Origin of the sequence: Bartonella sp. TT121SHDZB, assembly GCF_042193415.1 — a bacterium.
GTDB lineage: Bacteria > Pseudomonadota > Alphaproteobacteria > Rhizobiales > Rhizobiaceae > Bartonella.
Window position 1 is genome coordinate 1 of record NZ_JBHILR010000007.1, and the last position, 18661, is coordinate 18661.

Annotated in this window: 21 protein-coding genes and 2 pseudogenes; 10 read left to right on the forward strand and 13 right to left on the reverse strand. The window is 36.4% G+C overall.

The genetic code is table 11. The features are described from left to right. Positions 1–218: 218 nt before the first annotated feature. The 12 genes from ACFIKI_RS05410 to ACFIKI_RS05465 all read right to left on the reverse strand — a co-directional run bounded on the left by ACFIKI_RS05410 (position 219) and on the right by ACFIKI_RS05465 (position 7878). Entirely contained in the window at positions 219–983 is a 765-nt protein-coding gene (locus tag ACFIKI_RS05410) for a type IV secretion system protein (protein WP_375666169.1), read from the reverse strand. Then, a complete protein-coding gene (locus ACFIKI_RS05415) occupies positions 980–3451 on the reverse strand; it encodes a VirB4 family type IV secretion/conjugal transfer ATPase (RefSeq protein ID WP_375666171.1) in 2472 nt (823 codons plus the stop codon). Before ACFIKI_RS05415 ends, ACFIKI_RS05410 begins: the two co-directional genes overlap by 4 nt. A 2-nt stretch (positions 3452–3453) precedes the next feature. Then, positions 3454–3762 carry a type IV secretion system protein VirB3 gene (locus ACFIKI_RS05420; protein ID WP_375666173.1) on the reverse strand — a complete coding sequence of 103 codons (309 nt, stop codon included), beginning with the start codon at positions 3760–3762 and terminating at the stop codon, positions 3454–3456. Between the two features lie 12 nt (positions 3763–3774). After that, a complete protein-coding gene (locus ACFIKI_RS05425) occupies positions 3775–4086 on the reverse strand; it encodes a conjugal transfer protein (RefSeq protein WP_375666175.1) in 312 nt (103 codons plus the stop codon). A gap of 144 nt (positions 4087–4230) precedes the next feature. Continuing rightward, complete coding sequence (gene trwL, locus ACFIKI_RS05430; RefSeq protein WP_375666177.1) at positions 4231–4542, reverse strand: VirB2 family type IV secretion system major pilin TrwL; 312 nt, start codon at positions 4540–4542, stop codon at positions 4231–4233. An 84-nt stretch (positions 4543–4626) separates the two neighbouring features. Next, positions 4627–4935: a VirB2 family type IV secretion system major pilin TrwL gene (gene trwL / locus ACFIKI_RS05435; protein WP_375666179.1), complete on the reverse strand. Its 309-nt coding sequence runs from the start codon at positions 4933–4935 to the stop codon at positions 4627–4629. A gap of 136 nt (positions 4936–5071) precedes the next feature. Beyond that, positions 5072–5392 carry a VirB2 family type IV secretion system major pilin TrwL gene (gene trwL / locus ACFIKI_RS05440; RefSeq protein WP_375666181.1) on the reverse strand — a complete coding sequence of 107 codons (321 nt, stop codon included), beginning with the start codon at positions 5390–5392 and terminating at the stop codon, positions 5072–5074. A gap of 115 nt (positions 5393–5507) precedes the next feature. Next, entirely contained in the window at positions 5508–5819 is a 312-nt protein-coding gene (trwL, locus tag ACFIKI_RS05445) for a VirB2 family type IV secretion system major pilin TrwL (protein ID WP_375666182.1), read from the reverse strand. Between the two features lie 116 nt (positions 5820–5935). Then, positions 5936–6250: a VirB2 family type IV secretion system major pilin TrwL gene (gene trwL / locus ACFIKI_RS05450; RefSeq protein ID WP_375666184.1), complete on the reverse strand. Its 315-nt coding sequence runs from the start codon at positions 6248–6250 to the stop codon at positions 5936–5938. After that, positions 6213–6512, reverse strand: a complete 300-nt coding sequence (gene korA, locus ACFIKI_RS05455) for a KorA family transcriptional regulator (RefSeq protein ID WP_375666186.1) — start codon at positions 6510–6512, stop codon at positions 6213–6215. The genes trwL (ACFIKI_RS05450) and korA overlap by 38 nt, the downstream gene beginning before the upstream one ends. A gap of 125 nt (positions 6513–6637) precedes the next feature. Further along, positions 6638–7264, reverse strand: a complete 627-nt coding sequence (locus tag ACFIKI_RS05460) for a hypothetical protein (protein ID WP_375666187.1) — start codon at positions 7262–7264, stop codon at positions 6638–6640. Beyond that, positions 7264–7878: a hypothetical protein gene (locus tag ACFIKI_RS05465; protein ID WP_375666188.1), complete on the reverse strand. Its 615-nt coding sequence runs from the start codon at positions 7876–7878 to the stop codon at positions 7264–7266. Before ACFIKI_RS05465 ends, ACFIKI_RS05460 begins: the two co-directional genes overlap by 1 nt. A gap of 127 nt (positions 7879–8005) precedes the next feature. Between ACFIKI_RS05465 and ACFIKI_RS05470 the strand changes: the two genes are divergently transcribed. Beyond that, complete coding sequence (locus ACFIKI_RS05470) at positions 8006–8293, forward strand: H-NS family nucleoid-associated regulatory protein (protein ID WP_375666190.1); 288 nt, start codon at positions 8006–8008, stop codon at positions 8291–8293. 1544 nt (positions 8294–9837) lie between these two features. Here the strand turns inward: ACFIKI_RS05470 and ACFIKI_RS05475 are convergent. Beyond that, positions 9838–12279, reverse strand: coding sequence for a DNA translocase FtsK 4TM domain-containing protein (locus ACFIKI_RS05475; RefSeq protein ID WP_375666191.1), 2442 nt, complete (start codon positions 12277–12279; stop codon positions 9838–9840). A gap of 716 nt (positions 12280–12995) precedes the next feature. Here ACFIKI_RS05475 and ACFIKI_RS05480 point away from each other — a divergent pair. The 9 genes and pseudogenes from ACFIKI_RS05480 to ACFIKI_RS05520 all read left to right on the forward strand — a co-directional run bounded on the left by ACFIKI_RS05480 (position 12996) and on the right by ACFIKI_RS05520 (position 18622). Beyond that, positions 12996–14273: a ubiquinone biosynthesis hydroxylase gene (locus ACFIKI_RS05480; RefSeq protein WP_375666193.1), complete on the forward strand. Its 1278-nt coding sequence runs from the start codon at positions 12996–12998 to the stop codon at positions 14271–14273. A gap of 391 nt (positions 14274–14664) precedes the next feature. Further along, the gene (locus tag ACFIKI_RS05485) at positions 14665–15045 is read left to right on the forward strand and encodes a hypothetical protein (RefSeq protein WP_375666195.1); all 381 of its coding nucleotides are present in this window, start codon (positions 14665–14667) and stop codon (positions 15043–15045) included. A gap of 173 nt (positions 15046–15218) precedes the next feature. Continuing rightward, complete coding sequence (locus tag ACFIKI_RS05490) at positions 15219–15470, forward strand: hypothetical protein (protein ID WP_375666197.1); 252 nt, start codon at positions 15219–15221, stop codon at positions 15468–15470. Continuing rightward, positions 15467–15868: pseudogene (locus ACFIKI_RS05495) on the forward strand (hypothetical protein). Before ACFIKI_RS05490 ends, ACFIKI_RS05495 begins: the two are co-directional and overlap by 4 nt. Next, positions 15856–16026, forward strand: a complete 171-nt coding sequence (locus ACFIKI_RS05500) for a hypothetical protein (RefSeq protein WP_375666199.1) — start codon at positions 15856–15858, stop codon at positions 16024–16026. The pseudogene ACFIKI_RS05495 and the gene ACFIKI_RS05500 overlap by 13 nt, the downstream one beginning before the upstream one ends. Before the next feature lie 25 nt (positions 16027–16051). After that, on the forward strand, positions 16052–16528 hold the full coding sequence (locus ACFIKI_RS05505) for a hypothetical protein (protein ID WP_375666200.1): 477 nt from the start codon (positions 16052–16054) through the stop codon (positions 16526–16528). Positions 16529–16839: 311 nt separating this feature from the next. Further along, positions 16840–17007: pseudogene (locus ACFIKI_RS05510) on the forward strand (DNA translocase FtsK); the annotation flags it as partial. Positions 17008–17164: 157 nt separating this feature from the next. Next, positions 17165–17773: an outer membrane lipoprotein carrier protein LolA gene (locus ACFIKI_RS05515; RefSeq protein ID WP_375666201.1), complete on the forward strand. Its 609-nt coding sequence runs from the start codon at positions 17165–17167 to the stop codon at positions 17771–17773. Positions 17774–17806: 33 nt separating this feature from the next. Continuing rightward, positions 17807–18622 carry an exodeoxyribonuclease III gene (locus tag ACFIKI_RS05520; protein WP_375666203.1) on the forward strand — a complete coding sequence of 272 codons (816 nt, stop codon included), beginning with the start codon at positions 17807–17809 and terminating at the stop codon, positions 18620–18622. The last annotated feature ends 39 nt before the right edge of the window (positions 18623–18661 follow it).

Here is an 18661-nt window from a genome sequence, read left to right on the forward strand (position 1 = left end):
GTCAATTTCAGTGAAAAGTTGCGTGAAGATAGTGAAGTTCATGGCATTCCTCGTTAACGAATCTTCAATTTTTTATTTTTCCTGTTGAAATTTTTCAGGATGGATTAAATTCTATAAACCCTTTCAATCTATGGAAGAGAGCTAAATATTATGCACTAACTTTCGCGTTTACGAGCAATAAGGAAAAACAAGATACAAAATGTTGGTCATAAAACATTTTATCTAATAAACCTTATGGTAGGCATTTTTGTATTTTTACTGTTCAAAATTCTTGCGTTGTGCTTGTCTTTTTGCTGTTTGATAAGTGATTGTTCAGAGTTGCGTAAATGTGCGACCATATATAATTTTGTTGTCTCGTTTTGAATCATTGCTAGCGTTCCAATAATGTGTGATTGCAATTCAGCAATACCTTTTAAATCTTTTGTTTTTTCGATTTCATTTAATAGTTTTTCAATTTGTGTAAAACGATTTTTTGTTTCTTGAAAAGTTTGCAAACTTACAGCTTTATCCACGAGGGATGCATATTCAATACGTTTAGCGATAGCATCACGAGATTCTCGGAAAGATGTAAGAATTTCTTCTTCTTTTAAGATATTTGCAAGTGATGCGGATATAGTTGAAGTTAAATAAGTATTTTTATTGTAGAGTGTCTCTGGATCCTTGAGAAAAAAACTGGTATTATCTGTTTGCTCCGTTTTGAGTTTTTTAGTGTTAAATTTTTGGACTCCCGTTATAGACTCGTGTATCCTTTTTGTTTTCTCAAATTGTTTTTTTAATATATCGAGAACTGGAGTAATAGGTTGCACTTTCTTTTGTTTTGGAGTTTTTTTAGACTCTGGGGTGCTTGAAGATGTTTCCCAAGACCAAGAATTTGCAATTTCTTCTGCCAAAGTTGCTGTTCCAAGGCCAAAACTCCAAGCCATTGCTAAATTTTGTGTTCCTAAAGTTACGGCTATTGCTATTGAAATGACTTGCTTCTTCATGTTTCCCTCCTGTCATTTTTTACGTGCTGTAAGAAAATAGGTAACCATATTGCTGGATCATCACCAACTTCCATGATAATTCTTTCAGCTAACTCTGCGTTATCAGGTGTGCCTGATAACACCAAAAGCTCGTCGCTAAAGTCATGTTCGATGGTTTTTCCGTCGCTTGTTATATGGAATTTACCGAGATTCAACTCTGCAAGTGCAGATTGGTTGCCCTGCTTAATGAGAAATTGGCGACTGAATTCACCAAGTCCTTTAATGAGTTCAAATTCGGTATCTGTTAGTTTAAAGCCTTTTGTATAATCTTCATAGTTTGCTTTGGGGTTGGCTAGAAAAATGTAAGTCGCACACTGTTGAATGAGTGTTTTGGCAATATTACTTTCCAAGGCATCACTAGGCTCTTGTGTTGCGTAAACAAAAATACCATTTTGTTTACGGATAGTCTTTTGTTTATTTTTTGCCAAATCCTCAAAGTATGGGTCTTGCAACGGTTTCCAAAACTCATCAAAGATATACATAAATCGCTGTCCGCTAATCATGCCTTCTGTGCGGTAAAGCAAATACATCATCACTGGAGTGCGAGTTTCCAGATTATCTAAGAATTCTGTAATATCAAAGCCGTAAATTTGATGTGTTGAGAGATCAAGAGCATCATGGGGATTATCAAATAACCATCCATAATCACGACCTTCACACCATTTTAGTAAGCGAGCGTGAACAGATGGGGAAGCATTATAATCACTTAAACGTGGATTTGGTAAGAATTGCACCAGAAAAGACAAACGACGCAGCGATGGGTCAATATTACTGCTCATAACAGACATGACAGCTTGGTCAATTTCTTCTTCGTCGTGATGCGTGACTTCACCACCAGCTTCTGCCAACTTTTTAACAAATTGTTTTAGAAAAATTAGATTATCTTGTGTGGGAGGAAGTTGGAATGGATTAAAGCCACTTGATCTACCTGGCTTGAATGTTAGGTATTTTCCACCCATTGCTCTAATGGCAATTTCCATGCCACGATCTTTATCAAAAACAACAGTTGTTGGCTTAAATTTTTGCGCTTGTGCTAACAAAAAGCCGAGCAGCACAGTTTTACCAGATCCAGATTGTCCGATAAGTGCGGTATTACCGAGTAATCGCTTATCAGTTGAATCCTCTTCAAGTCTGGAGGCATGAAAATTGAAATAAAGCGGCGTTTTACTGGTTGTTTTAAGAATTGTGACGGCTGGTCCCCATGGGTTACCTGTGGGTTTTCCTGACATAAAATTATGAAAAGATGAAAATGATAAAAAGTTCAGTGACGTAATTGGGGCGGGGCGGGGCCTCCATTTCCAATTGCCAGGAAGTTGTGCCCAATAGCCAGCCTCGATGGCTAAATCTACAGGTTTGGGCAATACTGCAACGTCTAACAATGCTGCACTTGCTTTGGCCATATAGTCGCGGACTTGTTGAATTGTATCACCATATATGGTCAATGTGCAGTGATGTTCCCCCATGACAAAATGCCCACTGATAAGCTGATTTAGCGCTTCATCAATTTGTTTAATTTGGCTCGTTGCTACATCTCGTGCATCAATAAGATTACGCTGATGTCGTTGTAAATAATCTTTAGCAGCATGTCGGGAGAGCACCGAAAAGCTCTGAGTCAATACGAACTCGAAGTCACTTTCCAGTAAAACATTCAGTTGTCCTGGTTTGGTTGTTGCGTCGTATTCTTTAATTTCTAGCATTCCAAATCGACGCAGTCCACTGGTTGTTCGCAGTTCACCAAGAGCACCCCATTTTGAGAAAAAAGGTCGATTGATAGACATATAGTCAGCGAAACGGTCATGGCAAATTGGCATGGGACGATATTCACCATTGACAAGCATTCCAAGGAATTCAAGTGCGGAAGAATAAGCATGTCCATTTTTTTCATAAGTACCAAGAATTTCCGCACCATAACGTTTTAACGATTGGCCTAAAGTACGATTGACGTCATTGAGCTCTTTGATACATGAATCTTGTCGCATCTTTTTTTGGTCAAGCGTTTCGCGTTCATGTTGAGAAAAGAACGACATAATTTTATCTGCTATCGGTTGAAAAACGACAGTCAGATACAGATCATTGACCATTAAATTATAACCAATAAAACTCTGCCGATATTTTTCATCCAACTGATAGCAAAACATTTGATCAAATGTTGAATCAGGATATTCATAAACACGGCGGCGCACAATATGCGTCCAAAATGATAAATTGGCAGATGCAATACCACGTAGAGTATTATTAAGCTCTTTTGTCCACTGAAAAATATCTTCTTCTGAGGCACTTTGATGCGAACGCCCATCAATTTTCCAAACTGACAGATATTCCGCATTCTTTGTAGAGATAATCGTATCTGTAATATGATGTGAATAGGGCAGGAACAGGCTTACAGGTGTCTCTGATGCGAGACGTTTGCTGCTTTCAACAGCTGTCATTCTTATCTCCTTTTACTATAATTAGAGGGACTATAACTTGATGCGCCCCAAAAGCCTTTGTTACGATTGCGAAATTTAGTATCGATCCATAACCACCAGATACGAAATGCTTTATCATCGTTTTTAGTAATTTGCACCATAATGAACCATAATGGTGGCGCTATAATCCACAAAAAGATATTTATTGTCATAGCAACAACAGCTACCCCCATAACCATAACAATAAAAGGCATCATGGGAACACCCCACATTGTTGGAACGCGTGTTGCTCCCTTGAATAAGGGGAATGATTTTTTTTCTTGTGATTTCATGGGGTGCTCTCGTTACTGGATGTAAAATAACATATGGCTAATATAGAAGGCTGCACCAGCAATGATGACACTGAATGCCCATCGTATAAATGTAGCTCTTGCGATGATGCGAAGTATATAAATAAGCAAAAGAAATAAAAGAATGATGGCAGCAGCGATAGGAACAACCATACTTAACCCATATTGCACACCTATTAAAACATCTAAGCTCTTTGAGCCCGTTTGAGCATATACAGATTGAGTCATTAAACATGCAATTGAAGTGATAACAATAGTATTAATATTGTTGCATGTTTTTGCTTGAAGAATATTTGATTGTTTCATATCTTTTATTCCTATTTTTACTAATAGTCATTATAAAGAACATTTCCTTTTTTGCAATATGTTGGAATTATTGTTGGTTCAAACTTACAATTGATGAATATGTTAAAAACATTATGTATTATACTTTGTGCATAGTTATGTTCATTAACCGTTTAATAACAACTGAGCAAGCTGGGTTGCTGAGCCGGCAATGATAACACCGATTGCCCACCGTATAAATGTCTCCTTTTCGATGTAGCGCCCTGCATAGCCAATTGCTAGACATAAAAGTATAACGGTAGCAGCAACAGGAATAATCTTACCAGTAAGATCATCTTTCAGAGTCTCTAAAGCTTTTTTAGCAGTATCTAGTTTTTGTGCATACACAGGGTGCATTATAAAAAAAGTGCTTATAACTGTAGAAATTACAGTGATTCCGTTTTTGGTTTTTGAGTAAAGATTACTTATTTGTTTCATATTTTTTACCTTATTTCAGCTAAGGGTGTTATGAGCACATTTAATTTTCCAATATGTATTATACTTTGTGCATAGTTATGTTCATTAACCGTTGAGTAATAACGTAGCGAGCTGGGTTGCTGAGCCGGCAATGATAACACCGATTGCCCACCGTATAAATGTCTCCTTTTCGATGTAGCGCCCTGCATAACCAATTGCTAGACATAAAAGTATAACGGCAGCAGCAACAGGAATAATCTTATCAGTAAGATCACCTTTCAGAGTGTCTAAAGCTTTTTTAGCCTTTTCTAGGTTTGCATACACAGGGTGCGTTATAAAAAAGGCACTTATAGCCGCAAAAAGCGTGGTAATTTTGTTATTATTTTTTGATTGGAGACTAATTAATTTTTGCATGTTCTTCTCTTATTAATAGCTTTAATCATATTTCATATATTCAATCTAAACGAAACTATCATTGGCTTATTTACAATTGATAAATAACTTTACCTTTTATAAAAACATTTTGTGTTATATGTTGTCATAGTTAAACTTAACCGGCTGCACCTGTGAATAAAAGCCTAGCAAGCTGGGTTGCTGAGCCAGCAATGATAACACCGATTGCCCACCGTATAAATGTATCTTTTTCGATGTAGCGCCCTGCATAGCCAATTGCTAAGCACAAAAGTATGACAGCAGCAGCAACAGGAATAATGTGTGTAATGAGATCATTCTGTAAAGTTTCTAGCGCTGTTTTAGCTTTTTCTAGAGTTTTTTGGGCATACACAGGGTTACTCATAACGAATACAGCTATAAATGCAGAAATCGCGATAATTTTTTTATTATTTTTCTGAAAGTTAATTAATCTTTTCATGTTATTCTGTCTCATTAAATTGTAGTTGGCATAAATACCCTTTTGCGTGACAAAAAAATTTATTGCACAATAAAAATACTGAAATCTAAGTTTTTCCTTTTATGAAAGAAACATTTCATGATTGAAATAATAAAGCGACAAGCTCACTTGCTGAACCAGCGATGATGACACCGATTGCCCACCGTATAAATGTATCTTTTTCGATGTAGCGCCCTGCATAGCCGATCGCTAAGCATAAAAGTATGACGGCAGCAGCGATAGGAATAATTCCAATCAACTGTGTCTTGAAAGTATTTAAAGCCTTTTGAGCAGGATCTAAATTTTGTGCCTGAGCACACATGGGATGTGCTAGAAAAAAAGCAGTCATTATTGTAGCAATTGAGATACTTTTATTAGCTGCTATTTGAAAGATATTTGATTGTTTCATGTTTTTTATCCCAATTTAGATTACAGTTGGTATGAATGTCTATTTTTCTATATAATTTTATTGATATGCATAAAACCTTTGAAATTTAGCTTCCTTTTTGAATAAAAAGTACTTTATCATTTTGTGAATAACATATGCGCAAGCTCACCTGCTGAGCCAGCGATGATAACACCGATTGCCCACCGTATAAATGTATCCTTTTCGATGTAGCGCCCTGCATAGCCAATTGCTAAGCACAAAAGTATGACGGCAGCAGCAGCAGGAATAATTCCAATCAATTCTGTTTTGAACTTATCTAAAGCATTTTTTGCATTTTCTAAACCTTTTGCTTGGGCATATACGGGCTGTGTTATAAAAAACACAGTTAAAACTGCAGAGATTTGAGCCGTTTTATTACGAATTATTGTTTGAAGAATATTTAATTGTTTCATGTTTTTTATCCTGATTAAGACTAAAATTTCCACAAATAACACCTCTTTCATGAAGAAATTTAAAGAGATATTTCGGATCTGCCCAAGTTCTTAGTTTTCCTCTTTGTGTAAGAAGCGTATATTTATTTGGTTCTCCGGTGATCGGATCATCGGCAACAAACGTAAAATACCACTCCCTTTCCGAGCGCATCACAATTGTAATTTCTCGTGCTGCTTTTTGATTAAATGCTCTATCAACGCTATTCTGTTCTATCATTTTCATTTTTTTGCCCTCAATTAGAAAAGATTTTGTCCAATCTTACTAATTAGAGCTTTAATATTTTTTTATCTACCTTTCATTGTAGTATCCTATCAAAATTTTAGTTTCAATTTTTGATAACATCAATATCACTCTAGTTGCTCTCTTAACGAAGAAGAATTCTCCGTTGTAAAAGCATCATGGGCGCTACTTGTTTTATGTGTAAATGCATCTTCTAGTTCTTCTTTGGAAAGAGGAAGAGAGTCTGTATTAGTTGTTTGTTCTTGTTCTTTTTCGTGAACTTCTATAGATTCTTGTGACATTTCATCATCTGCAAGTAGAGCCATTTTTACTTCAAAAAATGAAGAAATTTTTTGCATATAAGGATTATCTAAATTTTCCACATTGTAGAAATTTAGCACGGACTGCAATGTATCCTTTTTATAGTTGTATACGGATGTTATTCGTTCATAGCGGTAGGTTAAAGCGGTTTGTTCAGCTTTAATATTTTTACAGAAATCAAAAGTGCCAAACCATTTCATATCTTCAACATTAACTTGTTTCAAGTTTACATCAAAATTATGTCTACTTTGTTTAAACTGTTCACTTGTTGCAATTGTTTCTCTAAGCGAAGATGATTGACGCAATAATTTATCATTATCACCTGTTATATAGACATTGTTCCGCGATTCTCGTCCGATGAGAGCTAAAAGTGCTGTGAGCGGTGTATTGGATATGTATGCAGTAGCAAATATTGTGAAATCTGGAACAATCATCAGCAATACACCTTATTATGAAGAATTTTATTGGTACGAATGCCAATTCTGCGTGGTGCTTTTTGTCGCTGTCTTTTGATTTTATAAATTTGCAGAACGAGATTGTTTAGCTTAAAATATTCTTTATGATTATTTGCCTGTTTTTTTCTAAGAGGATTTCTAATGTATGCCAATGTACAACCAACGAGATCAGTGTGAGGGATCAAACAGGGCACATTACGCCAACCAGTATTATCAGATTTACGGAAAAAAACGCTGTTTTTAAGTAAGAATGGTTTTTGAAATTCTATTGAAGATGCTTGTTTTATAAAATTTTTTAGTTGCAAAAACCTTTTCAAAAAACATTTATATGAAGTAAAAAGCCGTTGTATGTAAGGGTTTCTCTTATTGTTATAATAAACTACACCATCATTATATCGAGAGGGCTTGTTCTTTGTTGCATATTGCCATAGTTTATAGAGTGGCGATTTATATTTACCTTTGACTGCTGATTCATGAGGGGCAGAGAGGTGTGATGTTGTTTGCGCACTGCACTTACCAGTTCCAGCGACTGAACTGAAAAAGAGCTCAGTAGTGATGACTGATATACAAACAAGTAGCTCTTTGTAGTCCAAAGCACATCTCCGTCAAAGTGATATATTATCGTAATTTTAATTTCGATAACAAATGGACAGAAATCGTCTATAATTATGTTTAAAATATGGCAAGGAACAATTCTTTTTTGCAAGGGGAGTAATTAAGGTGAATGATCTCAAAAATATGAATTTTGATGAACTACAAGAGATGCGTGCACAAATCGATGTGGAATTGAAAAAACGGCAAGCAAAGGAAAAGCAAAATGCGCGACGAAAAATTCTTGAAATTGCTAATGCTCATGGAATTGATATCGCTGATCTTGTGAACAAAGAGCGTCATTATAGAAATCCCAATAACCAATGGGAATTATGGAATGGGCGTGGACGTAGACCTAAGTGGATTAAAGAGTGGTTGGAGAATGGATATACACTTGATGAACTAGAAGTAACATAAAACATAGGCGATATTTACAAGATAAGGGAATACCAGGAAATATAAAGGTAAACAATATGCTCTTTTTGGTCATTTGATATATAAAGGTAATGAACGGATATAAAGTATTGAGTGAGCATATAAAATGATAGGAAGTATGAACAAATGTCTTTAAATGCAAAAGGTATTGTTGTAATAAGCTGGCATCATCATTATGTTTACCAGTTCAAAATATTGTAATTGCTCTTGGCATTTGAGAAGGGGAATTTTATCTCTTTTTTATTTTATAATTTTACTGACGTTGCCTTTTTAGTTTATGCGAAGTAAATAATTTTATTGATTCTTTAAAAAAATTGAAATGAAAAAAATTTATTGGGTAAGGATTCTAACCCAATATGTAAAATGAGAATTTTATAAATTAATATGTTGATAAATTAACATCCTTATATTTTTGAAATATTGTTTTGTAGAATAAAAACCTTATGTTTCTAATGGGTTTTGTTTTGGCTTTTTTCTGTAAGATTATATATGTGAGGTATTCATTTTAATTTGTCGTTCGTATAGTTAATTATGAGTAAATGTGTAGAAAATGGAAATTTTCTATGGCTAGTATGGGATTTAATAGAATTTTATGACATATTTCTAAGTGTTTGTAATTAAAATTCATTGATGTGCATGTATGAATAGTGCATTGAAAATAAAATGGTTGAGTAATTTTTACTTCTGTCTGTTTTTTATGGTGTGAGATAGAGGGTAATATGCACGTTTACAATTATGTGTGATGATTTATGTGTGGTGGTATAGAGTATGGAAACCTTTGTTGTATATCAGAGTTTTTTTAATCGTGGCATTTTCATATAAATTAAAGGACTTGTCGTAAAATATTCTTTTCCATCCGTAATCTGCTGAAGCAACATCGATTATAGTCAATACACGACGGATGAAGTACTAAACATATTGCATCGCGAACCTAAAAAACTCTTTATTTAATAGCAAAAAATTTAATAGCAAAAATGTTTTTTTAACTTCCTTCTCATCCCAAAAAGTAAAAATTCTCATTCAATCAGGTCTATAAACAGTTTAGGTTTTAGAGGATTCTACTTGGCTTTTATCCCTTATACTTCATTTTACATGAGGCTCGACTTAAATATTTAGCACGCACTTTAAAAATATTTCATATATCAAGCCTTGCATACTTTTATACCACAACGCTTCAAATGATATTATTTCACATTTATCAATTGATTTATAACGATAAATTATCATTTTTTAACGTGAATCATAACGCCGAATACAGTAAGATTTTTCATCATATATTCTTTCATATTGAATCAATTCAAATCATTTGCGTGCATGCGTTACAAACGAGGTGGACGTGTGGATAAATTATATAAGATAAGAAATAAAATATCTCTTATGCATCGTCTCAAGTGCTAAGGAGCTATCGCAACATTGAGAGTTGGCATGAAAGTTGGTAAAATGTGTGGTGATATCGGCTTTTCCCGCGTAGTAGGGTAAACACCTCTTTTTATAAGATATTATAAAAAAACGATTATAAAGATTTTTCAAAAGCGTTCTTCTTCGGCAGGAACTAAAATTTCTCGTTTCCCTGCATGATTTGCTGGACTAATGATTCCTTCTTCTTCCATCTTCTCAATTAATGTTGCAGCACGGTTATAACCAATGCCTAAACGACGTTGAATATAAGAAATCGAAGCTTTACGGTCACGAAGCACAATAGCAACAGCTTGACTATAGGGATCATCTTCTGAAGGAGAAGACAAAGAAACATCAGCACCATCCTCTTCAACTTCTTGCGTAATTGTTTCTAAATAATCAGGTCGCGCTTGCGCTTTAAGATGCGCAACAACTTGCTCCACTTCATCATCCGCAACAAAAGGTCCATGCACACGCTGAATACGTCCTCCTCCCATCATGAAGAGCATATCTCCTTGCCCTAATAATTGTTCGGCACCCTGTTCGCCTAGAATTGTTCGGCTATCGATTTTTGAACTCACAGAAAAAGAAATGCGTGTAGGAAAATTGGCTTTGATCGTCCCAGTAATAACATCAACGGAAGGACGCTGTGTTGCCATAATCACATGGATACCGGCGGCGCGCGCCATTTGTGCTAAGCGTTGAACCGCACCTTCAATATCTTTACCAGCGACCATCATTAAATCAGCCATTTCGTCAATAATGACCACAATATATGGCATAGGATTAAAATCAAGGGTTTCCGTTTCATAAAGAGGCTCACCAGTATTATGATCAAAGCCCACTTGAATTGTACGCACCATTGTCTCTCCTTGGCCTTCTGACTCCTTGAGACGTGCATTAAATCCATCGATATTACGAACGCCAAGTTTTGACATTTTACTATAGCGCTCTTCCATTTCACGAACAGCCCACTTTAAAGCAATCACAGCTTTTTTAGGATCTGTCACTACCGGTGTTAATAAATGAGGAATACCATCATAAACTGAAAGCTCAAGCATTTTCGGATCCACCATAATGAGACGACATTGTTCAGGTGTCATCCGATAAAGCAGTGATAAAATCATTGTGTTGATAGCAACAGACTTTCCTGATCCTGTTGTACCAGCAACCAAAAGATGGGGCATTTTTGCTAAATCCGCAATAACAGCTTCTCCCCCAATCGTCTTGCCCAAAGCAAGCCCTAATTTTGCTTTGCTTTCAATAAACTCCTGTGCTTGCACAATTTCTCTTAAATAAACCATCTCACGCTTTGCATTGGGCAATTCTATTCCAATCACATTGCGCCCTGGAACCACAGCAACACGAGCAGAAATTGCACGCATCGAGCGCGCAATATCATCTGCTAGACTGATGATACGAGAAGACTTAATGCCAGCAGCCGGTTCGAATTCATATAAAGTAACTACCGGTCCAGGACAAGCATCTATAATTTTCCCTTTGACTCCAAAATCTAATAAAACCCCTTCGAGTTCCTGAGAATTTGCTTTTAAAGAAGCAGGAGAAAGTTTTGTATCCCTAACAGATGGTGGTGGAACCGAAAGATAATCTAAAAGTGGAAGAACAAAACCACCATTTGAAGAAGCTGTTAAAAACTTTCGATTTTTAACAGGAGAAACATGTATTTTATTTTGATTTTCCTCACACTTTTCTTTTTCGCTCAAAAAAGTTGGTTCAATACGATCAAATGATTTTCCTTGTTTTTTACTCTGAGAACGCCTTTTGAAACAGAAAAGGCGAAAAAAACGCGCTTGTAAAAAATAGAAAAGGTGTAAAATAGCGCCAAAAGTTGTGGCAAAAAAACTGTGCTGCACATGATCATCCTCTACAGCATGTTCTGTATCTTCTTTCTCCTCAAAGATTGGATCAATGATTTCGTTTTTGAAAATGCTTTTTTCTTTTCTTTTCTTTGTTTGACGTCGCCATATCACATTGCCAGCAAAAGCAGCGATAACAAAACCTAAAAGAATAAAGACAACGCTGAAGCATATAATGTAAAGTGGAGAAAGAAAAAGAGGAAAGATTGAAGAAATAACACTTAAAGCTTTATCTCCTAAAACTCCTCCCAAGCCCATTGGCAATGGCCAATAGGTAAAAGAAGCAACAGGTGTCATAAGGGAAAAAGAAATTAAAAAACAAATTGTTGATACCACCCACAAAAAAAAGCGCAAAGGCAAATTGTAAATACTCTTTTGTGCTAACAAAAGAAAAGACCAAAATAATGGCGGCAATAAAACAGCAAGACTTGCCAAGCCAAAAAACTGCATAATAAAATCTGAAAAAATTGCTCCCAACCACCCCATAAGGTTTGTAACCTCATTGGTATTTGCATGGGTTAAAGAGGGGTCTGCAACATTCCAAGTTGCCAAAGCAAACACACAAAAAATAATAAAACCCAAAAGCCCAAGCCCAATGAAAACGCCAATTTGGCGTAGAAACATTTCAATAAGCCGCAAACCTTGAGAATTTCGCGTTTCTAATGAATCATAAGGAGAAGAACTTCGGTGCATCCATCAATTCCAAATACAAAACTTTTATATTTAAAGAGTTATAACTTCCTCCCTCTTAAAAAAAAGGACGAAGCTTCAATTTAAGCGTCGATCTATAAACAATCTGGCTTCTTATCTAGCGGGTTCTAGCCTCTAACCACTTCATATTGTTCATATATCACCACCCTAAGGGACAGTACTTTATAAGGCATAAGGCGTGAAAAAAGTCCACCTCTAAATATTTATCACACGATCAACCTCAAAACACCTTATGTGTAAAGTTTTACATGGACTCTATAGCGCCCTCCTAAATAGATGATGTTTTATGCTACATCATGATAATGGCAAAATATTAATACCGTTTTAACCATCACGAATGAGCACAATTTTCTTTATCTATCATACTCACTAAATGTATCCTTTCAAGGACGGTATATTAAAGTACATTTATACAAGTTAAAAATACAACACCTTCTTATTTAATTTTAGTTTTCTTTTTTATCAACCAAGTGTAAAAAGAGTTGAAGAGGGCATTCAAAAAGGGCTTATCCGATAAATCTGTGAATGAGTCATATTAAGTGGAAGGATTCTGAAAAAATAATCTGTCATAAGATTGGCGCCAAAAAGAAACCTCACCTTTGTCAAGTAGGGAGAAAAATGAAAGTTATGAGATTTTAGAGAATTAAAAAAATATTCTTTTTAAAAGAAAGCAAACTGTAAACAATGGAAGAAGCATTGTGTATTCTAATTGCCATAAAGATGTAAAAAACAATAAAAAAATAAAAGTTCATAAAACCAAACAATGTGATCTTCTCATTGCAGGGGGTGCGGCTGTTGGCTTAACACTAGCAATAGCGCTCAAGCAAACAGCCCCTAATCTGAAAATAAAAATCGTTGATGCTGCTCTGCAAGGAGATATTTTGGCTTCCAACATACGAACCGTTGCTCTTGCTGCTGCTTCTATTCGTATGTTAAAACAGTTACAATGTTGGGAACTTATAAAATCCTATGCACAACCCATTCATTCAATGGTCATTACAGATACAGGCACAAATGATCCTGTTAAACACCCTCTTTTAACCTTTGAAGGCGACATTAATCCGGGTGAACCCTTTGCTACTATGGTAGAACATAGAGAACTCATCAACACTCTAAAAAAACGTGTCAAAGATCTCAATATCCCTGTTATTACAAATACGCGTGTCATTGATTTTCATCAAGAAGATCAACATATAACCGTCACTTTAAATAATGAAGAGGTTTGGCAAACAAAATTACTTATTGCAGCCGATGGAACTCACTCGAAACTACGCAAAAAAGCAGGTCTTAAAAATTTTTCTCATCCCTACAAACAAACAGCAATCATCTGCACAGTTGAACATGAAAGACCCCATTATGGTCAAGCAATTCAGCATTTTTTACCTGCAGGTCCTTTCGCTCTTCTCCCTCTCAAAGGCAACAGATCCGCCATTGTGTGGAATGAAGACCATAAAACTGCGCAATATTATCTCAAAGCTGATTCACTTATTTTTGAAACAGAACTCGAAAGACGTATTGGTCATCGATTAGGAAAACTCTCTTGGAATGGTGAACGTCAAGCTTTTGCTTTGCGCCTTTCTTTAACACGTCAATGCATTAAGCCACGTTTTGCCCTCGTTGGTGATGCTGCCCATACCATCCACCCCATTGCAGGACAAGGACTCAATTTAGGATTACGCGATAGTGCTGCTCTCGCTGAAGTGATTATTGAAACAGCACGATTAGGTCTTGATATTGGCTCCCTCACTGCTTTAGAGCGCTATCAAAGCTGGAGACGTTTTGAAATTGTCCGTATGGCTTTAAGCAATGACTGGCTTAATAAACTCTTTTCTAACGATAACCTTTTCTTACGGATGCTTCGCGATACTGGTCTTGGAATCGTCAATCAAGCGCCAAAAATAAAAAAATATTTTATTCAAGAAGCTGCTGGACTCACCCCAAATGCTCCACGTCTTCTACTTGGCTTCCCACTTTAAGAAAAAATCTATACCATTTTACTTTTTACACCCTTTAAACTTCCTCACATACTTCAAAGAACAAAAAAATTCTTCCTGATCCGATCTGTTTACAGACTGGATTCTTGTCGAGAGGGTTTTCCTTGGCTTTTCACTCACGTATTTTACTTAACATTAAAAATCGACAAACAAGCTATACTTTAAGAATATTCACTACGCACTGAAAAAAACATTTAGTGTTTCAAGGAGGTTGCTTTATAGCAACTATGTTGGGATTATCATCTTAACCGGTAAAACTAACCAGAGGGCGATGGGGCAAGATGCTGGACAAATCATCGGCTCTTTTAACCGCAACACTGCAGTAGCCCACTAGGCTGTCGCACCGATAGATACTACATCGCTTGAGAGAGCCGTGCATAATCGCTTAGACATGATCAATAATTTATTGGATGAAGGATTGGGATACTGGGACAAAATACGCGCAATCACAAATGTCAAAGAGCATCCAGTGGGTGAGGTTGAGCATGATGAAAATGGCAATGTCCTCTATTTAACTGATGAAAATGGAGAGTATATAAAAGACAGCGATGGAGAATATATTACTTTGTATCACTTTTTAAAAGCTGAAGAAAAGCAACATTTACAAGCTGGCTCTGATGGCAAGGTGCATGTGTTCCTCCAAGCCGATTCTGCCATATCAAAACTTCTGGTCGCGGGTTATCAGAAGTTTATGGAAAATAACTTTTGGGGTTTGACCAATTCCGACACAAGAAGCAAAAGATTTGGTGTATAGCCATGGTATTACAGGGTTGGAACTTTATGGACATAGCCGTGGTACCATGACATTGGGGAATATGCTGTATTTCTTTCAAACAAGAAGGTGTTCACAGTATAGCCGACAACACGAATATCAATTTCTATGGATCAGCCTTTAATGTTTTAGTTGCATCCGGTCTGTTAGGTTATGTGAGTGATGGCAAACAAACTACCATTGGCTTTGATGGGCATAGATTTGACTTTGTCAGCAGAATTATTGGCGGCAATGGCTATACTTACGAGACAGCACCTGCTGGTAGTAACATGTTTAAAGAAACATGGAATATGTTCTCAGATCCTATAAATCCCCATACTTTTCTTGGAGATGTAGGTTATAAATGTAGATATGGTTCATCTCATCGTGAACAATTTCCTTTAAGTAAATCATGGGGTAAAAAATGAAACACATCGTAAAATTATTAAATGCTGTAACTTTGTTAAGTATAGCTGGATGTTAGTTTAATAAGCCTCCTTCAGGATATTTGACTGCTTGGGAAAAACCAGGAGCAGATTTTACAGAGATAGGAAAAGGCTTGTTAAAATGTGGTATGCCAACCCCTTATGATGTCGATCCAGAAAGCAGCAAGCTCAGTAATAATGCAATAGCAACAATTCATGCTTGTATGGTTCAATCAGGATTCCGCTATAAAGATGAAAGGGGGGGATGGTGTGTAGATCATAAAGCCGAAAACTTACCCATTTGTCGTCCGGGCGCTGTGATCCCGAGGCCCAGTGTCAAGAAGCGCTTAAACAGCCCTTTTTGTAAAAAATATAAAAATGCACCTGAATGCAAACCTTAAGTTTTGCTGTTGGTGATGGTCAACAATCCGCTATCCTTGCTTTTGCTTGGAATGGCGGGATTGTTTCCTCAATCCACCATCTCAATATTGTTCACCGTTGTTTTAATGAAGCGGTGACAGAAAATATCAACAGGCTTGTGAGCTCTGTTTTATTGTAAATAAATCCATTGAAAGAGGGGAAAAATGAAGAAAATCTTAAAACTATTGAGTGGTATAATGCTTTTAAGTATCGCTGGATGTGTTAACCAACCTCCTCCATCAACTTTAGCATTATGGGAAAAACCAGGTGTCGATAAAGCGATGATCCAACAATCTTTATCAAAATGTGGCTGGAAACCGGTTTATGCTTCTTCTAGTGATATGAATTCGTATGCGAGTGAATTTGCCTCAGTTTATGAGTGCATGAAAAAAGCAGGTTTTCGGTATAAATTGCAAGATTCAAAAGGGCTCTATTTTGTACAACCTCTGAAAAGTGACTCGTTTTTAGCTAATTTGATGCTAGCTGGATATCAGCAATTTATGGACAATGACACCTTTGGTGTGACCAACAAAACGAAACAGGAACGCGCTTTACTAACGCATTTTGAGGATGAAAGAAAACGTCAACAAACGACAAAATCTTTACAAAAGCGATCACCAAAGCGTCCTCCCCATCGTTAAAAGCTCGTTGGATAAAATCACGAATGAAGTAGGGGATCGAAAGCCGTTTCCTTCTTTATTCACGCGGAGGGGCACTTTTAATTTGGTGGTTAAGATAGTCGACAATAATGAAAAAATCTTATGATATTTGGGGCTCTCATTTAATATGAATGACGCTAAATTATCATTATAATTAATATGTTATCTCTATTATGCGCTTAGTAAATCAGCAAAAAAGTAGGAATTGGGGGACTTTCAGAACCTCAAAAGCTGATTGATTATTGGAAAATAATACCGTAAGCGGTTGAGAATATAGGAGGGATGTTTCTTTAGCAGATGATCTCTATTGTCAAGCTGTTGCTATTGTGCTTCGTGATCGTAAGGCTTCAACTTCTTATATTCAATGTCGTTTAGGCATTGGTTATAACCGTGCCGCAACATTGATTGAAAGGATGGAAGAAGAAGGCATCATTAGTCCAGAAAATGATATGGGTAAGTGAAAAGTTTTGGAGGCTGTCGAAGAAGAAGACTCTTAAAAATCTTTTGATAGTTTTTTCAAACAATATCTTTATCTTATAAAGAAAGGTATTTATTCATCGTTGATCACTTAAGTTATGAATTATAAAATCAATTAAGTATTGCTTGGGAGCATTTTTTATGAAAACGTCTTTTTTACTGCAAAGAAGAGTCTTTGGGTTGGTGGGAATTATTATCTTTTGGTGTTTAACTTTTCCTGTTTTTTCGCAAGTATCTAATAAAGTGATAAAGGCACAAAATGTTGTGAATCACTTTGCGGCAATCAAAACAATGACAGGTGATTTTATTCAGTTTAGTCCAAAGGGAAAAATGTCTCAGGGGACATTTTATTTAGAACGTCCAGGGAAAATTCGTTTCATTTACAAAAAAATGCCTTTACAAATTATTGCAGATGGCCAATTTGTAGGTATTAACAATCGGGCTTTGAATACTTGGAACTTTTCACAACTTTCGCAAACGCCAATGAAGTTTTTGTTGGATGATAAAATTGATGTATCTTCTGGGCGCTTGTTCGCATTTCGCGAAGATCCAGGGGCTGTAACGATTGTTCTGCGTGATAAAACGATTGGGACAGGGCAAATAAGGATGGTTTTTGATTCTAAAGGCTCTGCTTTGCGGCAGTGGACAATTGTTGACCAACAAAATTTGGAAACTACTGTGCAGATTATGAATGTGCGGACAGACGTTCGGTTCGCTAATGGGATGTTCACACTTCCTTCGAAGAAATGAAGAAAGAATGTTACGTCATTGGGATTAAAACAAATGTTCTTTCGTATTGCGACTTGGAATATTAATTCTATTCGTTTGCGTCTTGCACAAGTTTTTCAGTATTTGGAACTCTTTTCCGCAGATATTTTGTGTCTACAGGAAACAAAATGTCCAGATGCTTTATTTCCAGTGGAGGCTTTTGAAGCAGCGGGTTATAAGCATATCGCATTGAGTGGACAAAAATCTTATAACGGGGTGGCTATTGTTTCTCGTTTGCCTTTTAAAAAGGTAGAAAAGCGTTTTTTTTGCCAAAATCAAGATTGCCGTTATATCTCAGTTATTGTGGAAGCCCATGGGAGAAGTTTGCGGATTCATAATTTTTATGTTCCTGCTGGGGGAGATATTCCTGATGCTGATGTGAATGAAAAATTTCGTCATAAGCTTGATTTTTTAGAAGAAATGTCCTCCATTCGTGCGGATCAAGGCGATGGTCTTTCTTCTCTTTTGGTGGGAGATTTAAATATTGCTCCTTTGGCAGAGGATGTTTGGTCTCATCAGCAATTGTTGAAGGTTGTAAGCCATACTCCCATTGAAACCGAGCGTTTACAGGATTTGTGTTGTCAAGGTGGATGGGTTGATCTGATGCGGTTGCATATTCCTGTTCCTACCAAGCTTTATACATGGTGGAGTTATCGTGCTCGCGATTGGGCCTTTACCGATTATGGGCGGCGGCTTGATCATGTTTGGTCTTCTCAAGATTTAGCTCCTTTTGTTGTAGATCTTTCGACTTTTCGTGATGCGCGCGGATGGGAACGTCCTTCAGATCATATTCCTGTGCAAACTGTATTTGATTTTTCACGTCAAGTTTGAAATAAGAGGTAAATAAAGTATTAATATTAAATAATGATT

What these genes read in the sequence shown, in the direction of transcription:
- ACFIKI_RS05410 (WP_375666169.1), bottom strand. Translation starts at nt 983, where the DNA reads ATGAAGAAGCAAGTCATTTCAATAGCAATAGCCGTAACTTTAGGAACA.
- ACFIKI_RS05415 (WP_375666171.1), bottom strand. Translation starts at nt 3,451, where the DNA reads ATGACAGCTGTTGAAAGCAGCAAACGTCTCGCATCAGAGACACCTGTA.
- ACFIKI_RS05420 (WP_375666173.1), bottom strand. Translation starts at nt 3,762, where the DNA reads ATGAAATCACAAGAAAAAAAATCATTCCCCTTATTCAAGGGAGCAACA.
- ACFIKI_RS05425 (WP_375666175.1), bottom strand. Translation starts at nt 4,086, where the DNA reads ATGAAACAATCAAATATTCTTCAAGCAAAAACATGCAACAATATTAAT.
- trwL (WP_375666177.1), bottom strand. Translation starts at nt 4,542, where the DNA reads ATGAAACAAATAAGTAATCTTTACTCAAAAACCAAAAACGGAATCACT.
- trwL (WP_375666179.1), bottom strand. Translation starts at nt 4,935, where the DNA reads ATGCAAAAATTAATTAGTCTCCAATCAAAAAATAATAACAAAATTACC.
- trwL (WP_375666181.1), bottom strand. Translation starts at nt 5,392, where the DNA reads ATGAAAAGATTAATTAACTTTCAGAAAAATAATAAAAAAATTATCGCG.
- trwL (WP_375666182.1), bottom strand. Translation starts at nt 5,819, where the DNA reads ATGAAACAATCAAATATCTTTCAAATAGCAGCTAATAAAAGTATCTCA.
- trwL (WP_375666184.1), bottom strand. Translation starts at nt 6,250, where the DNA reads ATGAAACAATTAAATATTCTTCAAACAATAATTCGTAATAAAACGGCT.
- korA (WP_375666186.1), bottom strand. Translation starts at nt 6,512, where the DNA reads ATGAAAATGATAGAACAGAATAGCGTTGATAGAGCATTTAATCAAAAA.
- ACFIKI_RS05460 (WP_375666187.1), bottom strand. Translation starts at nt 7,264, where the DNA reads ATGATTGTTCCAGATTTCACAATATTTGCTACTGCATACATATCCAAT.
- ACFIKI_RS05475 (WP_375666191.1), bottom strand. Translation starts at nt 12,279, where the DNA reads ATGCACCGAAGTTCTTCTCCTTATGATTCATTAGAAACGCGAAATTCT.
- ACFIKI_RS05500 (WP_375666199.1), top strand. Translation starts at nt 15,856, where the DNA reads ATGCAAACCTTAAGTTTTGCTGTTGGTGATGGTCAACAATCCGCTATC.
- ACFIKI_RS05505 (WP_375666200.1), top strand. Translation starts at nt 16,052, where the DNA reads ATGAAGAAAATCTTAAAACTATTGAGTGGTATAATGCTTTTAAGTATC.
- ACFIKI_RS05515 (WP_375666201.1), top strand. Translation starts at nt 17,165, where the DNA reads ATGAAAACGTCTTTTTTACTGCAAAGAAGAGTCTTTGGGTTGGTGGGA.
- ACFIKI_RS05520 (WP_375666203.1), top strand. Translation starts at nt 17,807, where the DNA reads ATGTTCTTTCGTATTGCGACTTGGAATATTAATTCTATTCGTTTGCGT.